This window comes from Candidatus Profftia sp. (ex Adelges kitamiensis), from assembly GCF_020342455.1.
In the GTDB taxonomy this organism is placed as follows: domain Bacteria; phylum Pseudomonadota; class Gammaproteobacteria; order Enterobacterales; family Enterobacteriaceae; genus Profftia.
The window spans coordinates 47,598-71,050 of sequence record NZ_CP080506.1 but is presented as its reverse complement, the minus strand read 5'-3'; the positions used below and the strand labels follow the sequence as shown (position 1 = coordinate 71,050).

The 23,453-nt window shown below is 22.1% G+C and carries 7 protein-coding genes, 1 tRNA gene and 1 pseudogene; 5 read left to right on the top strand and 4 right to left on the bottom strand.

Annotated elements, in window-relative coordinates; all coding sequences use genetic code 11:
• Nucleotides 1-774: 774 nt before the first annotated feature.
• Nucleotides 775-1,524 carry a ferredoxin--NADP(+) reductase gene (gene fpr / locus K0T98_RS00150; RefSeq protein ID WP_225639407.1) on the top strand — a complete coding sequence of 250 codons (750 nt, stop codon included), beginning with the start codon at nt 775-777 and terminating at the stop codon, nt 1,522-1,524.
• Nucleotides 1,525-1,967: 443 nt separating this feature from the next.
• Here the strand turns inward: fpr and tpiA are convergent, their stop codons facing one another.
• Entirely contained in the window at nt 1,968-2,729 is a 762-nt protein-coding gene (gene tpiA, locus K0T98_RS00145) for a triose-phosphate isomerase (RefSeq protein WP_225639406.1), read from the bottom strand.
• 1,588 nt (nt 2,730-4,317) lie between these two features.
• Between tpiA and K0T98_RS00140 the strand changes: the two genes are divergently transcribed.
• Nucleotides 4,318-4,390, top strand: a tRNA-Trp gene (locus tag K0T98_RS00140).
• 1,099 nt (nt 4,391-5,489) lie between these two features.
• Here K0T98_RS00140 and rluD read toward each other — a convergent pair.
• A pseudogene (rluD, locus tag K0T98_RS00135) lies at nt 5,490-6,445 on the bottom strand (23S rRNA pseudouridine(1911/1915/1917) synthase RluD).
• Between the two features lie 2,087 nt (nt 6,446-8,532).
• Between rluD and pheA the strand changes: the two are divergent.
• The 3 genes from pheA (at nt 8,533) to lipA (ending at nt 18,081) form a co-directional block, all read left to right on the top strand.
• Complete coding sequence (pheA, locus tag K0T98_RS00130; protein ID WP_225639405.1) at nt 8,533-9,681, top strand: bifunctional chorismate mutase/prephenate dehydratase; 1,149 nt, start codon at nt 8,533-8,535, stop codon at nt 9,679-9,681.
• 6,781 nt (nt 9,682-16,462) lie between these two features.
• Nucleotides 16,463-17,122 (top strand): lipoyl(octanoyl) transferase LipB, encoded by a 660-nt coding sequence (gene lipB, locus K0T98_RS00125; protein WP_225639404.1) that lies wholly within the window; start codon nt 16,463-16,465, stop codon nt 17,120-17,122.
• An 8-nt stretch (nt 17,123-17,130) separates the two neighbouring features.
• Complete coding sequence (lipA, locus tag K0T98_RS00120) at nt 17,131-18,081, top strand: lipoyl synthase (RefSeq protein WP_225639403.1); 951 nt, start codon at nt 17,131-17,133, stop codon at nt 18,079-18,081.
• 977 nt (nt 18,082-19,058) lie between these two features.
• Here lipA and cycA read toward each other — a convergent pair.
• The gene (cycA, locus tag K0T98_RS00115) at nt 19,059-20,447 is read right to left on the bottom strand and encodes a D-serine/D-alanine/glycine transporter (RefSeq protein ID WP_225639402.1); all 1,389 of its coding nucleotides are present in this window, start codon (nt 20,445-20,447) and stop codon (nt 19,059-19,061) included.
• 846 nt (nt 20,448-21,293) lie between these two features.
• Nucleotides 21,294-23,354 (bottom strand): methionine--tRNA ligase, encoded by a 2,061-nt coding sequence (gene metG / locus K0T98_RS00110; protein WP_225639401.1) that lies wholly within the window; start codon nt 23,352-23,354, stop codon nt 21,294-21,296.
• Between the last annotated feature and the right edge of the window lie 99 nt (nt 23,355-23,453).

Here is a 23,453-nt window from a genome sequence, read left to right as displayed (position 1 = left end):
AAATTTTTAATTATACATATAAGTATTATTTATAATTATAACAATATTATTATTTTTTTAACTGGTATTAATTAATGCATAATATATAAAATATTTTATATTCTTGGGGTATAAATATAATAAGAATATACGCTATAATATAGCCAAAATATTATTATCTACGTTAAGTGAGTATTAATTAAAAGAGAAATGCTTTTATATACTTCTGGTAAAATATTAAATTATCTATTGTGATATCTATCATATAGAATAATCTAACATATAGGTTTATAATAGTTTATATTTTAAGCGAATAGTTCATGGGTAACAAGAATTTTATCTTTTATAATTCTCAACAAAATATATAATCACATTATCTTAATTTTTTAGACTATAATAGATATTGTTTATTACTGTATATTTTTTAAAATTTTTAAATAATGTATAAAACTATTATTAAATATTACACTATTTGTTATTGTAAATTTATAAAATATAGTTATTTGTCAGATTTCTTATAGGGTTATTATTTGAAATAAATAATAACCATCTTTGATTCAAAGATAATAATTTAGTCTTATAATTAATTATAGAAGGTAGGTCGTATATCTTTTGTATTTTTTAAACCATTTTATAATTAATGTCTTATTTTAAATAATATAATCCGTAGTAATATTAATTAGGGTTGATCTAATAATTAGACTGAGTAGTACACTTTTAAACTACCTATGTATAAGAGAGAATAATTTTCTAGGTTTATTCACTGCTTATATAACATACTTTGGAGTTACTATTATGACAGAAGTAGTAATAGGCGTTGTTAAGAAAGTCCAACATTGGACAAATAAGTTATTTAGTATTACTGTTCAAGCTCCGGTCTGTAAATTTATAGCTGGTCAGTTTGCTAAATTATCTCTAGATGTAGAAGGTGAGCGTATACAACGTGCTTATTCTTATGTAAATGCTCCTAGTAGTAGGAACTTGGAGTTTTATATAGTCAAAATACCTCATGGGAAACTTAGTCCTCGTTTATATGATTTACAAACAGGAGATATTTTAAAGATAAGTAAAGTAGCTGCTGGTTTCTTTATTTTAAAAGAAATTATCGATTGCAAAATACTTTGGATGATTGCTACTGGTACTGGTTTAGGACCATATTTATCTATACTACAGGACGATAAAGAACAGCTACAACGATTTGAAAATATTGTAGTAGTACATGCAGTACGTTTCGTAAACGATTTAAGTTATTTATCATTAATGCAGAATCTTGAATGGCAATATAAAGGAAAACTACGTATTCAAACAGTAATAAGCGGGGAGCATTCTTTAGGATCTCTTTATGGTCGTGTTACTACTGTTATTGAAAATGGTTCTTTAGAATCTGCAGTAGGATTAAACATTAATAAAAAAGAAAGCCATGTTATGTTATGTGGTAACCCACAGATGGTTCGTGATAGCCAGCAAATACTACAAAATACACGTGGAATGAAAAAGAATCTGCGCCGTAATCCAGGTCACATTACTAGTGAAAATTATTGGTAATTCTAGGTAATAGAAAGAGAAGATATTTTATTTTAAAAATAAAATAATTTTTATTCATTATTTTAATATTAATATATTTCTCATTTTATTTCTATAAAATAATCACATTGCAATTTATTATTAATATAACTTAAGTATAATTAAAGATATTCTATGTGATATATTAATGGAAGTTAATTAATAAAATTACAAAATACTATTTGTATAGTATTAAATACTATTTCTATGCTATAAACTTAATCTATAGCATATAGATGCTTATATCTAAAAATTCAATCAAGCATTATAACAATATTTTTAACAAAACTATAGTTTTGTTATAAGTTTTATGTAAAAATAAAGATAAGATAGTAGTCTGAGTAAATTACTATAATAAAATATAAAACAATTATTTTTTTTATTTACATCTTATTGATACATAAATATATATTAATAATATATGATTATTTTTTATTAGTAGCTTTAACTATAGCTGAAAATGTATTCGCTTGTAGCGATGCACCTCCAACTAATGCGCCATCGATATCTGGTTGAATAAATAATTCAGAAGCATTTACTGCATTTACAGAGCCACCATACTGAATAATAATTTTCTCTGCAGTTTTATTATTATACTTAGCAATATAATTACGGATAAATTTATGCATAGATTGAGCTTGGTTCGGAGTAGCTGATATTCCAGTACCAATTGCCCATACTGGTTCGTATGCTAGGATTATATCCTCTAACATTTTAGATGTATCTATAGTTTTTAGAATGGAATCTAATTGACGTATACAAACTTCATGAGTTTTACCTGCTACTCTTTCTTCTTTAGTTTCACCTATACATATTACAGGTATTAAGCCTATTTTTTTAATCATTAAAAATTTTTTTGCAATTACAGAGTCCTTTTCTTGATGGTATATACGCCTTTCTGAGTGACCAATAATAATGTATTTAACACCAATATCTTTCAGCATATCAACTGAAGTTTCTCCGGTAAAAGCACCAGATGTATGTATGTCTACATTTTGTGCACTTAGTTTTATATGAGAACCAGATAGTGCATGTGCAACTTGATCTAGATAAATAGTTGGTGGAGCAATAGCTATGTTACAGTAATTTACTGCTTCTAGCTCGTTACGTAATGTAATTATTAGCTCTTGTGCTATATGACGACTACCGTTAAGTTTCCAGTTTCCTATTACTAATGGTTGACGCATTATAATATCTCCAGTTAAAATAAATTAATTTAAAATATTATTTAGGTAGTAATACCTCTAAAATGTTACCATTTTATCATGATTTAGATATTTAGTAACTTATATACTATTTTATAGTAATATATAAAAATAATTACCGTGCAATTTAGTATATTAAGTTAATTTAAAGTATGGAATATCTTAATAATTAATAGTATAATATATACTAGGATTATATACCTCTAATAATTACTAACAACATATTTTACAGTTTTAGTGATATTTAGTTTTTATATATTACCTTTAATATTAAATATGTATTTTATTAATACATTAAAATTAGGGTATAAAATTATTTTATCTTTAGGATGAATCTCAGTATATAACTTAACTAATATTGTACAAGTAATTTTACAAATAGTATATAGAATAAATTTTACTAGACAAATACATTATGAGTAGGTGCTTTATTATTTAAATATTTAAACTATATATATTATTAAGTTTAATATTGAATCTTATTAAAAATAAAAAGTATAAAAAATTTATTTTTTAGTTAAAATTAAAATAATTTTAAAGAGATTAATTGTAAGTGTTTTAGTATTAAAATTTTATGCGTGTTATTTTAAAACTAAAAGTTAGTAGTATACTATAAATATTTTTAATATAAGTTAAAATAACTCCTTGTTAATTATAATACTATTCTTTATATGTAAAATTATTAGTTCTAGATATTAAAACATATAATTTAAATTACTATATTATATTTCCCCTTTTTTATTCTTAACTTGAAATAGTTATATATTAATTATAAGGTGATATTTATAATTATTTTTATTAGTGTTTATGTATTTTAATACATATAATATATAGGTTATCTTTATATAAAATAGTCTAAGACTTACTATTGTCTTAAATTTAGATATAATATATTATTTAATATAATTAATAATTAATTATATTAAATAATATAAAACATTAATCATTTTGTGTAAATTAATTATCTATTTAAGTGTATATAAGTTATTTATAATTATAAATTATATAAAATTTATTATTGACTAATAATTAGTCTAAATATATTGTATAATAAAATACATAATCGTATAAAAGTTACCTGATACTTTATAAGTCATTGAGTAAACTTAATTTATTTTATAAATACTACTGGTAGTAATAGTAGTAAAATACTGATATAAAATATTTAACCTATATAACATATTTAGCATTTTACTTCATAGTATATATAGAAAATATACGATTTATATAGTAAGTATACGAATCTTTACCTGTATAATTATATATAGGTAATGGTATTACTATTTCATATAAAAATATTTAAGATATATCTTTTAAAGATAAAATACTATATAATGTATTTTAATATAAACATATTATAACAAACTACACGGTTTATTCTTTACATAATTAAAATATAATATATTATATCTTGATATAAAAATATTTATCGGGTGGAGTATCTCCATTTAATTATTAATATTTTATTTTCTTTTATAAAAACAGAATAACATTATATATAAATTAACTTAATTTATATATAATGTTACTTAAAAGTTACTTAGATACTATAGTTTTGATTAATATATTTAGGGGTGTAGCTCAGCAGGCAGAGCACCGGTCTCCAAAACCGGGTGTCGTGAGTTCGAATCTCCCCACCCCTGTCACACTGATATATAATAATTATTATACTTAACCCGTTAACATTTTTAATTTATATTTATTTTGTAATAAATGTGTTATAATTTTTTATAGTGACTATAAAATATATTATATATTAAAATATTTTATTAGTAGTAACTATTAATTTTTATTAAATTTACTTAAAAATTTTATTAAAATTTTATTTATATATCTATAATATATAGATATAGTATATACTATATTAATAGTAATATATATAATTTATCAGGATAGTATAACCTTTTATGGTTATCTTAAGTTTTTTCGCTTATATTTTATTATATTGTTATTTTTAATTTCATTAAAAATAGTTTATTAAATATTAATCTAACAATTAGTAATACATGACTGTAAATTATTTATATTAAAAATATAAATAATTATAATTACATTTAATTTAATATTAGTTTTCTTTCAATGTAATTATTTAAAGGTAATTTATTTTATACTATCTTCTTATAAAGAAGAAATTTAAAATAAACCTAGTATAATTATTAATTAATATATTATTTATTTATAATAAGGTTATATTAGTAATTAATATATATGATATAATATCAGTTATAAATAAATATTCAGATAAATTATTTAATATATAAAAAATATTTGTATATTAATTTAATTATATTAATTAAATATTGCACTTTCTTAAGTATTCCCTGTAATATTTTTTGTTTTTAATATAAGAATTGCCATTAAAAAACTTTTGCATAAAATACTAATAAAATTATAAATGTGTTAATTTATTTGTATATAGAAATATTATTCTATTATCATTTTGGATATGTAGTTATTTAAATAGCAAATTAAAAAGTTAATTTATTTTGTGTATATAGGTTAAAAATACTAATAATACTAATTAAGTAGAACACAGGTAATATTTTATTTTATACTTTTGATATTTAAATATATACCTAAAATATAAAAGATAAATAATAATCTTTAATTATAATATTTTACATTATTTTACATGGTATTTTATTATTAGGTATAAGTTATCTTTTAAATAGAATCTTTATTCTAAACACAGAATATATAAACAATTATAAACTTATTCATCCATATATATTAAATTTTTTATTAAAGTTTATCTATATCTGCTTGTAATACATTTATTAAGTTATGCATATCATTAGGTAATGGAGTATACCACTCCATTAGGATTCTGCTAATTGGATGGTATAAGTTCAATTTAATTGCATGTAACGCTTGACGGTCGAAACTAATTAACACCTTTCTTAATTCTTCAGATATTCCTTTAGGTGGGCGTGGACGACCTATATATATAGGATCCCCGACAATTGGATAACCGAGGTGAGCCATATGCACACGTATCTGATGGGTACGCCCAGTCTCTAAACGTACACATAGACGTGTATGCATGCGAAAACGCTCAATAATACGGTAATGTGTGATTGCTGACTTTCCTGTTAAAGAAATGGCCATATGTGTACGTTTTATAGGATGACGTGCGATAGGATGTGATATTGTACCTCCTGATGTCATGTTTCCCAGTACTATCGCTTCATACTCACGTTTTATTTCATGCTTTTGGAGTGATTCTACTAATCGTGTATAAGCGAGATAAGTTTTAGCTACGATTATTAATCCAGTAGTATCTTTATCCAATCTATGTACAATACCTGCACGTGGTACATTGATGATATCAGGATAATGATATAGTAATGAATTTAGCATAGTACCATTGGGATTACCAGCGCCAGGATGGATAACTAGGTTTCTGGGTTTATTTATTACTAAAATATGATTATCTTCATAAATAATATCTAATGGAATTTCTTGTTTTTCCCACTGCTTTTCTGTTATAGTGGTATTAATATTTATCTCTTCCCATCCAAGAACTTTTTTTTTGGTTTATTAATAATCTTGCCATTAACCTTAACATTATTATTTATTATCCAATTTTTTATACTAGTTCGTGAAGTATTAGGGAATAATAAAGCTAGGGATTTATCTAAACGATAACCACATTGTGTCTTTATTATAGTAGTTTTTAGTTTTAAACTATGCGCCATAATATAATATTTTTTAATTAAAAATTAAGTTTGTTTACGTTAATCTTATAAAGATGATATCTATTTTATATACGAGATATTAAAGGAACCTTCTCATATAATATATATAATCAGTTAACATATCATAACTAATAGGGGAATGATTTTATATCTCCTTCTATAATTTATTTTTATTATAAAAGATAATTCTAGTTTAGAAGTTATAAGTATATGATAATAATCATATTAGATATTATTATTCAATAAAAACAAATAGCTTAGATTTATTTTATTGAATAACAGCAAGGATAGTAAGTTATTTTACAAAAAAATAATTTTGTATTATAGATTAATATCTAATTAATACTCTTAATTATAATACGATAACATATTATATCGACTAATTGAGTGATGTATTTAAGAAAGTCATAAATATGATCCGCATATATTCTTTATAGAAAGATACAGTATAGAAAACACTTAGTCAATATATTAATTAGTAAATAATAATGTAGATTTATTTTAATATAATGTTTAATTAATAGAAGTTTATTTATAGTTAGTACTAATACTTTAGTAATAAGAGTATTTACCGTTTTAAATAACTATATTTAATAGACTTTATAGTGATTATTTTTATTAGAGTACTTTAAAGTTTATTACGGTTATATATTTATCTCCTTTATTAATTACATATATATTGTTAGAGTATTATTTTAAAATTAAATAATAATACATTATTTTGATGTTGTAGTAACAATATAAGCTATGATATAAGAATGTTTCTTATGTTTGTAATAAATATACTACTGTATTTTATATTTATATTTATATTTATATTTAATGTTTTTATAGTCTAAGCTAACTAATTAACCCATATAACAAATTATAATTAGTAATTAGTGTACTATCAAAGTAAACTATTATATACCTTACTTTTATATTTATCACACTATAACTAATTGATGGGTTATATACAGATATTTGTAAGTTTTCTAGTAATTACTAAAAAGATATTTATCTAGTATAATATAAACTATATAAAATATATAAAATTCTTAATATTTTAATAATTAAGTAATCATATAATACTTTTATTTTGTCTTTTATCTTATTTAGTTTTTATATAAAATTTGTATTAGTCATGTTATTTAATTAATACTACTATAAGTATTAAAGGATGAATTATGAATCATCTATAATAATAGATACTTTTAATAAAACCATACTTTACTTAATGTATCTAAAGATATATAATATCACATAAAAAATAATAAAGTAATTATAAGTTTTTATAAAAACTTATCTTATTTTTAAAATTTTTAATAACACATTTTTTTGATACATACTACACATGATTAATAAAATAAAATTTAAAATATAATTTTAGGATAAAATTTATTAAAAAATAAAAATATTATAAAATTTTTAGTAAAAATATTGAATATTTATATATGAATAATTATTTTAAACTAAATAAATAATATTATTACTATTATTCAATATATTATAGATAACACAAGTAACTACTTATAATAATTTTAAAAACTTAATATATTATATTGAGTAAAGAACAAAATTGTATATGAATCTATGCCACTGGTGATATTATACAATATAAAATCTATATTCGTGCCACTAGTATTTTATACTATTTGGACTTAACTATAAAATTAGTTTTCTATATCTATTTAATATACTCTCGAACGATCTTTATATAATTGAGATAATAAAATTAAAGTGTATTATGATATTTTTAGATAACTATATTAATAATATATTATATAGATAAATTATAGTATACATATATAATTACAGATATTCATGAAATGAATATATTTTATAAAGTCATCTATTATTAATAACAGAAACAATATCCTTAGATTAATATATTAATTTAATTATTTATTATATATTTACTCTTATGTGGTATTAGGTTATTAAAATGTTATGGTTTTTATAAAAATAATTGCACTGTATATAAGCTACAGGGGTTGTATGTTATAAATAAAATATAAAAAATATAATTATTATTACCAAAATATAAGGCTTTTAATTTACAGTCCTACGTAATATAAATTAGACTAACATGCAAAAAGGGTTGTGTTATGAATACAGACAAACCATTAGTAATATTACGCCAAAAAATTAGCGCCTTAGATAGCAAATTACTTAAAATATTAAGCGAGCGTAAAACATTAGCAGAAGATGTAGCTAAAGTTAAACAAGAAAAACATCTTCCTATTAGAGATACAGAACGTGAACAGGAATTAATTATCTCATTAATAAAACAAGGTAAATCTCTGGCTCTTGATAGTTCTTATATCACTAGATTGTTTCAAATTATTATTGAAGATTCTATACTAACTCAGCAAAAGATACTGCAACATCAATATAATAATACACAAGAGTCAGCTAAAATATCTTTTCTAGGTCCTAAGGGATCTTACTCCCATCTAGCGGCTCTTCAATATGCTGCTCGTTATTTTGAAAATTTTATTGAATTAGGGTGTCATAGCTTTCAAGATATTCTAAATATTGTTGAAATAGGACAAGCAGACTTTGCTATCTTACCTATTGAAAATACAAGTTCAGGTGCTATTAATGAAGTCTATGATCTTTTACAACATACAAGCCTATCAATTGTAGGGGAGTTAACCATTCCCATTGATCACTGTGTTCTTGTATCATGTGATACACAACTAGATATAATTAACACAGTATATAGTCATTCTCAGCCATTCCAACAATGTAGTGAATTCCTTAAGGCTTTTCCAAATTGGAAAATTAAATATTGTGAAAGTACTGCAGCAGCTATGCAAAAAATAGCTATGTTTAACTCACCCTGTATTGCAGCGATTGGTAGTGAAGCTGGGGGTTTATTATATAACCTACAACCTTTAGAAAAAAACATATCTAATCAGCAGCAAAATATCACTCGCTTTCTTATTTTATCACGTCAGGCAATTAAAGTTGCATACCAGGTACCAGTGAAAACAACTTTAATTATGGCAACTGGTCAACAGTGTGGTGCTTTAGTAGAAGCACTTCTAATATTCCGTAAACATAATATAGTCATTACAAAGCTAGAGTCTCGTCCTATTAATGGTAATCCTTGGGAAGAAATGTTTTATCTAGATGTAAAAGTTAATATAACAGATATATCCATGCAAGAGGCTTTAAAAGATTTACAAGGTATTACTCGTTATCAAAAAATATTAGGATGCTATCCCACCGAAAATATAATACAGGTTTAATTAAAAATTAATACATAAAGGTACTATAAATAATATATATATTAAAAATATATATAAAATATTGTATAAGGTTAATACTTGAATTATTTATAGTTATTACCCAAGTTTTATTCATTTAAAAGCTTGAAAGGTATGGTGGTATTAGTTATAAAGTTACATAGATAAAATTTTATAATACAAGGGGTATAATATAGTTAGTTATTTATCATTAATAGTTTATGTTATAAAGTATGAGGTAGTTATCAAGACTTATTACCAGAAATAAAGTAGATCATGTAATATTATTTAAGATAAAAATTTTTTAAAATTAAGAAAAATTATTAACATAATTTGCTTGCTATACATAATATAAATTACATAATTTATATTATGTAATTAAAAATTTTGTTTATGTTATCTAGTATATTCAATGAAATATTATTTAAATTACATAGTACTGTAAATACTATTTTTATATGATATTTTTATTGAAATATTTTATTTTTAGTGTATTAAATAATTATAAATAATTTTATATTCTTTTGTTATAAAACTATACTAGGTTAACACTTGTTTTATAGTATTTATATTAAATACTATAACAAATAATATTTTTTTAAAAAAAGTATATATATTATAAATATTATAATATATTTTAATATTTATGATGGAAGATCATACTAATACTATAAACATAGTTTTTTCTTGTTAATATTTTATTAATTGCTTGTATATATAAAATATTCTAATATATAAAATATTTAATATATTTTATCAACATAAGATATTAACGATAACTTAAGAATCTTTATTATGAGTATGTTTCTTATTATATATTTTATAAGATAGATTAATTGTATTCATAAAATAAATTTTAACGGTAAGAGTAATATTTAATTAGTATTAAATATATTATTGAATATATTATTGAATATAAAAAATTATATTATAAAACTAATATATAATAAAATATAGTATTTTTTACTAAAATATTTTTTTATTTTTATTACTTGTGTGATTATTTCATAATCTGTATGAATTATTATACTTTTACTTATAATTTTCTTATATAAAATTTCAAATGAAAATAATTTATTATATGTCAACTGATTATATTTAACATCAATACTTTTATTTAAGTTATTTTATTAATCTGTATTAAATTACAAACCTAGTTATAATTTTAATAGTATAAACAAGCTTTAATTTTTTATAATTATAAATATCTTAATAGAATTAAAGAATATTACCAGTATTCTAGAGAGCACTAGAAATCCTACTTAATATTTAGTATATTAAATACAATAAAGATTTTACATATTCTATTTATAATAGAATATAATTCTATGATCTTCATAAATAAATATTATATTTATTTATAGGCTATTGTTAGTCTAGAGTAATTATACGCGGTTCTCTGCTTGAGATTCTTTAACATAAGATCTAAATTAATATGATACTTTTTAAAATTCATTAATAAAAAAGTCTTGATCGTAATTTCCTACTAAGGAGATAGCTTCTTAATCTATAATCGTAGTATTTAATACGCTCAAGGTTGTCTACTGAAGACATAAAATAATATATGTATATAGTTGTGGATTTTTTATAAATAGTTAACTATTATTAATTCAAAACGATAAATTCAAGATGATAAAGCTAGTAGCTGATATATTTGAATATTCTATTTATTTTAGTGTACACCATAAACAAAAATTGTAAAGTGACATAAAACTTAAATAAAAGACATATTTTGATCATGTTCTATTGGGCTTATATGATTCGGCTTACTTACCTACATTTTTATCTGTTTAATAAATCATGGATGAGATCCATGAATATCGACCATCACAATAAATTACTACCTACTTAATGAAACTTTACTAATATCTGGAGCAAACATTGGGTGTTGTAATCCTAATACTGGACTTCTATGGGTAGCTAACATTGTTTATAGTTCTTTGTTTTTTTAATGAGATTCCATATCTACTAGTAGATAATGATCAGGTAATTTAGGTAAGAGTTTTATTACTTTTCAGTAAGATGTATTTTTATGCTAATAATAACCATACTAATATTTGCGTATATTTCTTCTGCTTAGGGCTAATTTTCTTTTTCAAAAATACGAACTTTTATCACTAGAAATTTGAAGTATTCGCTTAAATAGACTTCCCGTTTGCCTATACCCACCAACTATAACCATAGGACATATATTTAAATTCAGGTTTTTACAGCCTCTTTGATTTTTATAAGCATAATATTCTTGCATAGTACGACATAAAATGTCTTCTATTAAATTTAGCGATATTCCTATTTTTTGAGCTTTTTTTATAACATAAAGATAATATTACTTCTTTACGTTCAGATATATAAATAGGTAATTTATATAGATTTTTTTACTTTACTTACTTTTGTTACTAATTATCGATGGTAAGCTAATAAATGTATTATTTTGACTATCCACTTCATCTATTTTGTTATATAATACGTTGAGCTCATTTCTCACAACACTATTTCTTCTTCTGTATTACGATTATTACTTTTTACCTACTGTTTAATGATTATTTTATAACTTGATTAGTTAATCATTAAATTATAACTATTGATTCATTATTTAATACTGGGTTTATTTATATTTTACTATGTATCAATCTTTAATTTGTCATTGTTTTATATATTTTAAAAATAAATATATATGGATATTATTAATAATAGCACTTACTTTTATACTAAATAAAAACTAAATTCATCTAAAATAAACTAACAGTCTACTACTTTAGATGTATATCTAATATCTATGTTATATATACTTAAAATATTTAAGTATGTTGTTTACTGTTAATGCAGCACATTATTTGTTTTAATTACCTAGTAATTTAGTTTTATTACTGTATTTTAGTAATCATTATAATAACAACTTTATTACTAATTTTTAAAGTTACTGTTATTAATAATTTATTAACACTATAACTATATTTACTAAGTAATTTAACTGAGGCTAAATACCAGTAACGTTAAATAGAGTAATAAATAGAAATATCAATAAATTAAATATATTTTTTTGAAAAAACTACATAGGTTGTTAATAAAATTTTCTCTATTACCAGGATGTATATGTTGTATCAACTAAATATAAAATAATTTTTGTGGATGTTAGTAAAAATTAATATAAGAATTAAATTTCAATATTTATGTAAAGAGTTTTAATACATTATTTATTATCTTAAGATATTTTTAAATTTATACTTCAATAGGTATACGCATCTATTTATTAGGTATTATAATAATCTTATTTATTATATTTGTAATATAAATATATATGTAATGATTAATAAGATATTATAATTATAATATATTTTATAAAGGATAATTATAATTAAAATTTGTAATTATAAAATAATTAACCCAGTAGTAATAAAAAATAAACAGTATTTTAAATAATTAAATGCTTTTATGAAAGTATTAACTTAATATAATTTCCTCCTTATTCTTTTTATACAGGACTATTCTATTAAATTTATTTTTAAATATTCTCTCAAGTAGATTATATTTTATAAGATTTATTTTATATATTAATTTTTGTTTATTAATTATGATATTATCATATTTTAATTAATATTAAAATAATCTAAAGAAAGTAAGTTGAATTTTATAATTTTACTTTCTAAATTTTATTAGCATTGAAGATAATAATAAGCATATCTTTTATTACAGACGTATTTAAGATTATTTTTATGTGTATAAAATAAATAAAATAATTATTTATACTAACATTTTGATTAGTTTTATATATGAATCAATTATTAATTATAATATTATTAATATTTTTAATATTATTATAATTACTTATAGAATTTTTTAATTCTATATCAGACAACAAGATTTGTATATTTTATAATACTATAAATATTAATGATATTTGCAATAATAAAAATTAATTAAGTATGTGTACACTAATTTTTAATACATTCAATACTAGATATTAGGTAGTACATATAAAATATAAATAATTAAAAAACATGTAATATAAATCACTTGTTTTATTTATAGTATATTAAAATATATATTTATATGTATATATACCTACTAAGGAGTATTATTTAGTTTATTTATAAAATAGATTAAATATTATATAAGTAATGTATATCAGGTATTAAACCTAACTATTACTAATAGATAATCAGTATAAATTAATACTATTAATTTTTATGTAGTTATTAGATCTACTAAATTATATCTATTGCAATATTTTAATAAGTTTATTATATAATATGTATTATTAATTATATAATGACTAATTACAGGTTTATTACACTATTAGTCTATTATCTCGATATAATCCATAAGCTACTTTAAAATATTTACTATAGTTGCTTATTCTTATTACTATTATAACTATTTTGAATAAATATTCAAGTATAGGTATAATATGTAAGGTATATAATGTTTAATAAGTAATCTATTAATAATTAGATTTAATAATATTTAAAAAGTTTTCAGAATACTTTGTATTACTAATATACTTAGTATAGTATTAATAATTATAGAAGTGTATATGAAAGACATATAAAATATAATAAATATATTGTTTATAAAAGTATATAATTTTATTAAATCATTAATTAATTTAATAGAATTAAATATTCTTTAGTAATAACAGATGCATAAACTACTATAAAATTAATAGAATTCTATAAAATATCTTATAAGAGTATTACTATTTAAATAATATATCTACAGATTACATCTATGGTTTTTTTATATGAGGTTATTTGTGATAATTTCTAGAAAAAATTAGATAGCTTAATGCTTTTTAAAATATTTAGGATTTAATTGGGTTAATAATTTTAGCAAAATTAAGAGATATATTTTAATATAATACATTAATTAAGATAGGTATCTTATAAATAAAAAGACTTAAGATATAGATTATAAATCTATTATATTATAATATGCAATTTAAGTACTGTAATGGTATGTAACTATTTTGTTATATTTAATGATATTAACTAAATACTGAAAAATATAATTTAATGAGTATAGTACTTATAATGAAACTAATAAGATATATATAAAATATATACGTATGATTATAGTATAATCATACGTATTACAACAGTATTAATATTAGGGAAAATATACGGACTATACTTAATAAGTAATTGTTAAAATTTTCATGTTTTTTAACTTATTTAATATTAAGTTTCAGTTTAATATAAATTATTAAGTCAGGTATTGGAAGTATTTCAGAGAAATGTTCTAATATATTATTAACTAAAACATAAAACAGAGTATTCAGGGTATTTATTTTTTATAGCTATTACGTGATCTAGGCTACTAGTATTAAACAGGTAGAAACACTATACGAACAATGAAGCCGTAGTATATACATTGTTCGTATAGTGTTGTATTACAATGTAATAATACATTTAATCACACTTAAAAATCATGCAGATAGTAACTAGATCTATAATAATAAAGTTATTAGATTATTTATCTTGTTTTAGTTACTTAAAGATTAATTATAATTTAGTAATTCTAATTAAGTAAATTATTTATAGTGATATTAAAAACTTAAGTTATATAGCTACTTATTATTAAGTAATATATTTATATATATAGTATACCTCATAAATTTATATTTAATTTAATAAATTTTATTTTATTAGAAAATATAGCAAGAATTGATGTATAGCTTTAATTCTCAATTAACTTTTGATATACAAGAGATAGTTAAGAACTATATTTTTATATTTAACTAATTATAAATAGTTAGTATTAAGTGTACTTTTAAATAAGTATTAAACAATATATAAGTATATATCAGTAGAATTATCTTATAATTTTAATTATAAATTACTGTTAATCATAGTTATTATTAGTGTAAGTTTCTTATTAATTAAATAATTTAATAGTAGATGTAATTTTTAATTATGATATTAAAATAAATATAAAATATATTAATAAAAAAATAAATTGAACATTAATTACCTACTATATTTAAAAGGGTAAGCAATAAATAGATATTGTTTTATAAAATGGTAATATAATATTATATTACAGTAAAAATTTTTATTATATAAATAATATAATAGCATTAATAAATATTAATATACATAGATTAATCTTTATAATTAATAATTAACGGTTTAGTCTTAATAGAATTATACCGGCTCATTAAATATTATAATTTATTAAATATATTTTATATAGTAAATATTTTTGTATCTATATTAAGGAATAATAAATATGTTATATTTCTTACATATTATAGATACTTATATAATATTAGATATGTACAAATATATAAAATAATTGAGAAGTAATTAGTACATAATTTAATAATTATCTAAATTATAAATAGATTATTTATCTCTAAAATTTATCTATTGTTGATTTTTTATAAAAAATTGTAGTATAAAGAATTAAATAATATTAGAAATTACCTTAGTTTTATTAGGAGATATTAATATTGTTTATAAATAACTATTTTTAAATTAAATAGAAAGTTTAGTTACATTTTCATTACTATAAATTTCTATAATAATAGAAGATATACTATAGATTATTCACAATCATTTCAGTTAATATATAAGTTACTTTATATTTAGTTAATGTAATCCACATTTTAATACCATAACTAAAGATTAGTTTTAATATACTGACTATTGTATAGATAAGAGATCATATATAGAATCATACCTAAAATAAAATATTTATAATAATCATAAAATAAGTTTGTATTCCTATAAGAGTATTTATAATAATATTATATTCATTTGTATTAATTTATAAGGGGTATGTTTTGCAACAAGAAAAAATCTTATTGCGTCAATTATCATTACAAGAATATATTCCTGTCTCACAGGCAATGTATAAGTTTACGGATAGACGTACAGATAATACTCTTGATGAGATTTGGTTAGTTCAACATTACCCTATATTTACTCAGGGTTATTCAGGTAAACAGGAGAATATATTAGTCAAAGGAAATATACCCATTATACGTAGCGATCGTGGAGGCCAAATTACATACCATGGACCTGGACAGCAAATTATGTACGTGCTTATCGATTTAAAACGTCATAAGTTTAGCGCTCGTCAATTAATTTGTTATATAGAGCAAACTGTTATAAATACTCTTAGTAAATTTTTTATTAAAGGTTATACTAGATCTTACGCTCCTGGTGTTTATGTAGATGGACAAAAAATTTGTTCTTTAGGTCTACGTATTCATAAAGGTTGTGTATTCCATGGAATGGCGTTAAATATTTCCATGGATTTAAGTCCTTTTAGTTATATTAACCCTTGTGGTTATTCTGGTATTAAAATGACACAGATTAGTGCAATAAATCCAGATATTAAACCTGAAAAAGTACGGTCGGTACTAGTAGTGCAATTAATGAAGATATTAAAATATAAAGAATTAGAATTATGTAATTGGAATCCTCAGGATTATGAGTAAAATATTTTATGAAATACGATAAAAAATATTATTCTACAGATTTGATAGATCAAATACCTCTTAAAATTATAGATATAAAAAAAGAACAACTACTATCTAAACCTAAATGGATAAGAATTAAATTACCAAGAGATGATCGTTGTATTAAAGATATTAAGGCAGTAATGCGTAAGAATAATCTAAATTCTATTTGTGAACAAGCATCTTGTCCTAATTTAGTTAAATGTTTTAATCGGGGTACCGCTACTTTTATGATTTTAGGTACTATTTGTACTCGTAAATGTCCATTTTGTAATGTAGCACATGGTCGTCCGATTGCTCCAGCAGATATTAATGAACCAAGAAAACTAGCAAAAACAATTATTGATATGAAGCTGAATTATGTAGTTATTACTTCTGTTGATCGTGATGATCTACATGATGGTGGTGCTCAGCATTTTGCTAATTGCATTAGTGCAATACGTGCAAAAAAAACAAATATATGTATTGAAATTTTAGTACCAGATTTTCGAGGTTGTATAGAACATGCTCTAGATATTTTAACGAAAACACCACCAGATGTATTTAATCACAACCTCGAGAACGTTCCGCGTATGTATAGTAAAATCCGTCCGGGTTCTAATTATTACTTGTCATTAAAATTACTAAAAAAATTTAAAGATGCCAATCCAAATATTCCTACAAAATCTGGCTTGATGGTAGGTTTAGGTGAAACTAATGTAGAAATTATATCAGTGATTCGTGATCTACGAGATCATGGTGTTAGTATGTTAACGCTTGGACAATATTTACAACCAAGTAGTTATCATCTTCCAGTACAGCGTTATATGAGTCCTAATGAATTTAAAGAAATTAAGGCAGAAGCTATATCTATGGGCTTCCATTATGTTGCTGCTGGATCTTTTATCCGTTCTTCTTACCATGCTGATTTACAAGCCCAGGGAATTGAAGTAAAATAAGATTTATTTTGTTTTAAAACATTTTATTAAAGTTTAAGATTAAATAGTATTTAATAAATTAAAAAACTAAACTATAACTTTTTTAGTATTCTATATAAATATCGTATAATAAATATATGTAATATAATTAATATAAATATATTTGAATTTTATTTTTAATTATTGTTATTATTGGTAGAATTATAAAGTTTATTATCTATGTTATAGATATAGATATAGATATAGATATAGATATAGATATGCAGTTTTATAGGTTAACATCTTATATAAAAAATATCTTTCTATATGTACTATATTATAAATATTAAAATTCTTTATTACAGTTAATATATATTGTTAGTATTTTATCTATTCTTATTTACTTAAAATATTCTTACTTATATAATATTTAATTATTTAATCTTTAAGATATTACTTAATTATAATATATGTTATTAAACAGAATATGTAAGTAATATGATTAAAAGATAATTTATTTATCGTGATATGATAATAGGTATATTTTACTTTTTTATTAAAATATTGACTTTTGAAAGTATAATTTAGTTTGTAATGTCATTACAACTAATTCATAAGGGCAATATATAATATTGCATTATCCAACTTGTTAATAATACTAAAATAAGTATTTTTATTGAAATAAATTTTTTAGTATACATAATTAATAATTAAGTAAATATAATAAATGTTCATATAATATTATAATATTTAAAAGTAAGTAAAAATATAGACTATGTATTTTATCTAAATGATTGTTTTTTTATGTATATTACTTTTAATAAATATTTTATTATTTATGGAAATAAAATTCGTATTCTGATATTCTAATTAGATAGTTGTTACTAGTATATTTTATTTATAATAATTCTTAAAACTTTTTTATTATTAGTTATAATGTTTAATTTATATTAATAATATGATTAATAATAAGTAAATGAATTATTATAATGTATATATATTATAAGTTATGCACTTCTCTATTTATGGATCAATATCCAACCTAATCCTAAAATTATAAACCATATAGGTGTAAAAAATAGCGCTGTACAAGTATCTGTTTTTAGAGTTAGTAATATAAGTATAAAAACAAAAAAAGCTAAACATATTAAGCACATAGTTTGTCCAAATGGCATTTTGTAGATAGATATCTTATGTAAGTAAGGGCGCTGCTTGCGGTAAGCAATATAAGAACATAGAATCATAGACCAGATAAACATGAATAAAATTGCTGAAATTGTGGTAATTATAGTAAATACGGTTAATATATTAGGAATGATATAGATCATTACTGTGCCAGTGATAAGACAAATACAGGAAAAAGTTAAACCTGAAAATGGAATAGCACGTTTAGATAGTAATACAAAAATCTTTGGTGCTAACCTATTTTGAGCCAAACTATAAAGTATGCGACTAGTTGAAAATAATCCGCTGTTCGCTGATGATGCTGCAGAAGTAAGTACTACAAAATTAATAATACTTGCTGCTTCAGGTAATCCAGCTAGAGTAAATAATTCAACAAAAGGACTTTTATCTGGGGTTATAGTAACCCATGGTGTTACTGACATAATCATAATTAATGAGAAGACATAGAAAATAATTATTCTAATCTGCATTGAATTAATTGCTTTGGGTAGAGATTTTTTGGGATCTTTAGTTTCTGCAGTAGTAGCTCCTATTAATTCTATCCCTACAAAAGCAAATACTGCATTCTGAAAACCAGCAAAGAATCCACTAATACCTTTAGGAAACCAACCACCATAGTTCCATAAGTTACTAAATGAAGCTATATTACCGTTTGGTAATTCATAGTGTATAAATACCATACCTAAACCTATAAAAATTAATGTTAAAATAGCTACAACCTTAATCATAGAAAACCAAAATTCTATTTCACCAAATATCTTTACTGTTATAAGATTTAATCCTAGTAAAAATATAATTATAGTAAGAGATATAATCCATTTAGATACGCCAGGAAACCAAAATTGCGTATAGGATGTTATTGCAATAACATCAGCAATACCAGTAATTATCCAGCAAAACCAGTATGTCCAACTAGTCATATACCCTGCACACGGTCCTAGTAAGTCAGAAGCAAAATCACTAAATGATGTGTATTCTGTATTAGATAAAAACAATTCACCCATTGCACGCATAACAAAAAATAATATAAAACCAATAATTATATATACTAAAATAATAGACGGACCTGTTAAACTTATTGTTTTTCCTGATCCCATAAATAATCCCGTACCGACAGCACCTCCTATAGCAATAAACTGAATATGACGATTTGTAAGATTACGACGTAGATGCTCTTTATGTTTTATAGGGCTCAAAGATTCTATCTTTATCTTATCTATCATTAGTATCGATTCCTTATTATATAGTGCATTTATGTAATTTTAATGATATAATTATATGAAATCTTCAATGTATTTTATAATCAAAATAATCTCTAAATATAAAATAAAAAATCTAAATATTTTACAGAGAAATTTAAGTAATTTTGTAATATTAAATTACAGATATATACTTAAGGATCAATAAAATATAATTAAAAATTATTAAATGTATAATTTAACTAACAAAGTATTAATTAACACTTTTAATACAATAATAATGAATATTAATATTGTATTAAAAGTGAAGTTTCTTGTTTTTTTGAAGTAATTTTATTAATTAGACTCGTAGAAAGAGGTAAATATAATATAAAATTATAAGTGATATTAAAGTTTGATAAAAGTTTTTTAGTTGATAGTGATATTAAAGTAAAGGGATAAATAAATTAATAATTTGAGTGGTTATTCGCATAAACTTTAACGGTATCTAGATATCAATTTCTTTAGATATGATATGATGTGATCATAATATAATATTTTAATGTTGTTAAAAAATTTTATTTTGACGAACTTTTAATTTTTAATAAAACATTAAAAGATCTTATCTTAAGATAAATAATTATTTATATTGATAATATCATATACTAAATAAAACATAATTTATCAGTATATTAAGTATAATTTTAATAGTATAGGATGTACTTCCTTTATATAAAATACATCTATAAATTATACAATAATCAAAAATAACTTTTCTTATATATTCTATAAAAAATTATATTAATAAGGTTATTAATATAATTTTTTATAGAATATTACTTTCTAGGTAATATCTTATTTATCTGATAATATATTAAATATTTTAGCAAATTATTTTACCTGATTACCGCTTTGTGCACCATAATCAGGACTTAGTAAGAATATATCTTTTTCATTCAAACCCATTGCAGTGATCATCATACCTTCAGAAATACCAAATCTCATCTTACGCGGAGCTAAGTTTACTATTATTACAGTTAAACGACCAATTAATAAATTTGGTTCCGGATATGCAGAACGAATTCTTGAGAATATTTGACGAGTTTCATTACCTAAATCTACTGTTAATCTCAATAGATTATCAGAACCTTCTACAAACTCTACATTCTTTATTTCAGCGATGCGTATGTCGAGTTTAATAAAATCATCAAATATGATAGTATCTTTGATGGGAATATTTACTGTAGGATTAGTATCTAATTTTAAAGTAGGAGATTTAGTAATTTTAGTAAATGATTTACTATCTTCAATCATTTCTATGACTGTAGATAATTTAATACGATTAAATAATATTTCAAAATTGTTTATTTGCTTTCCCAGTAAATTATGAGAAATATTATTCCAAGTTAGCTTAGTATTTAAAAAGTATTCAGCACGTTTACTTAATAAAGGCATGACTGGTTTAAGATAAGTCATCAGTACGCGAAATAAATTAATTCCCATTGAGCAAATTGCTTGTAAATTATTATACCGGTCTTTATTTTTTACTAAAATCCATGGTGCTTGTTCATTAATGTATTTGTTTGCTAGATTTGCTAATGCCATAATTTCACGCATTGCTCTTCCAGATTCACGGGTTTCGTATGCATGAGCTATTTTATCCGAAGAATTAATAAATGTTTGATATAAGACGGGGTTAGCTAGATCCTTAGAAAGTGTATTATTAAAATATTTACTTATAAAACCGACAGTACGAGAAGCAATATTAACTACTTTATTTACGATATCAGAATTTACTCTATGCACAAAATCTTTGATATTAATATCAATATCGTCTATATTAGACGATAATTTAGCCGCATAATAGTAACGTAAACATTCTGGATCTAAATACTTTAAATAAGTACTAGCTTTTACAAATGTACCCTGAGATTTAGACATTTTCTTACCATTTATAGTTATATGTCCATGTACAAAGATGTTACTAGGTTTACGAAAATTACTACATTCTAGTATAGCTGGCCAAAATAAACTATGGAAATATGTAATATCTTTACCTATAAAATGATATAAACTTGTAGAAGAATTTTTTTTCCAGAATTCGTCAAAATTTAGATCTTTGCGTTTATTACATAAATTCTGAAAAGTACTCATATAACCAATAGGAGCATCCATCCATACATAAAAATATTTACCTGGAGTGTTAGGAATTTCGAAACCAAAATATGGTGCATCTCTTGTGATGTCCCACTCTTTTAAGCCAGATTTAAACCATTCTTGCATTTTATTTGCAACTTGTTTATTTAGTACACCAGAATAAGTCCAAGCTTGAAGCATTTCATTACATGAAGGTAGGTCAAAAAAGAAATGTTTTGATTTACGCATTACGGGTTTAGCTCCAGATAATACTGATTTAGGATTAAGTAATTCACTTGATTTATAGGTTGCACCACATAATTCACAGTTATCACCGTATTGAGCAGGTGATTTACATACTGGGCATATACCTATAATAAACCTATCTGGTAGAAATATATTTTTTTCTATATCGTAAGGCTGAGAAATAGTGTGTTGTTTTATGAAGAAATTCTTTTTGAGGCGGTTATAAATTAAATTAGATAGTATACGATTTTCCTCGCTATGTGTAGTGTAATAATTATCGTAACTAATATAAAATTTAGAGAAATCGTTTTTATGTTCCTGATTTATAGTTCTGATCATATCTTCAGGCTTAAGACCTAATTGTTGTGCTTTTAGCATAACCGGGGTGCCATGTGCATCATCTGCACAGATAAAGTATACCTCGTTTCCTAGCATGCGTTGAAAACGGACCCATATATCTGCCTGGATATGTTCAAGCATATGCCCAAGATGTATTGGCCCATTGGCATAAGGAAGTGCACATGTTACTAAAATTCTTTTTGCTATTTTTAATGATCTTACTGAAGACATATTGTATTTGTGATCTCTCAAAAAATATTTAAAATTATAATAATATATTTACCTGATTAGACTGGTTACCCTAAGATCTGTTTATAATTAACAATTATA

Coding starts and splice junctions, on each gene's coding strand:
- fpr (WP_225639407.1), top strand. CDS start 775: ATGACAGAAGTAGTAATAGGCGTTGTTAAGAAAGTCCAACATTGGACA.
- tpiA (WP_225639406.1), bottom strand. CDS start 2,729: ATGCGTCAACCATTAGTAATAGGAAACTGGAAACTTAACGGTAGTCGT.
- pheA (WP_225639405.1), top strand. CDS start 8,533: ATGAATACAGACAAACCATTAGTAATATTACGCCAAAAAATTAGCGCC.
- lipA (WP_225639403.1), top strand. CDS start 17,131: ATGAAATACGATAAAAAATATTATTCTACAGATTTGATAGATCAAATA.
- cycA (WP_225639402.1), bottom strand. CDS start 20,447: ATGATAGATAAGATAAAGATAGAATCTTTGAGCCCTATAAAACATAAA.
- metG (WP_225639401.1), bottom strand. CDS start 23,354: ATGTCTTCAGTAAGATCATTAAAAATAGCAAAAAGAATTTTAGTAACA.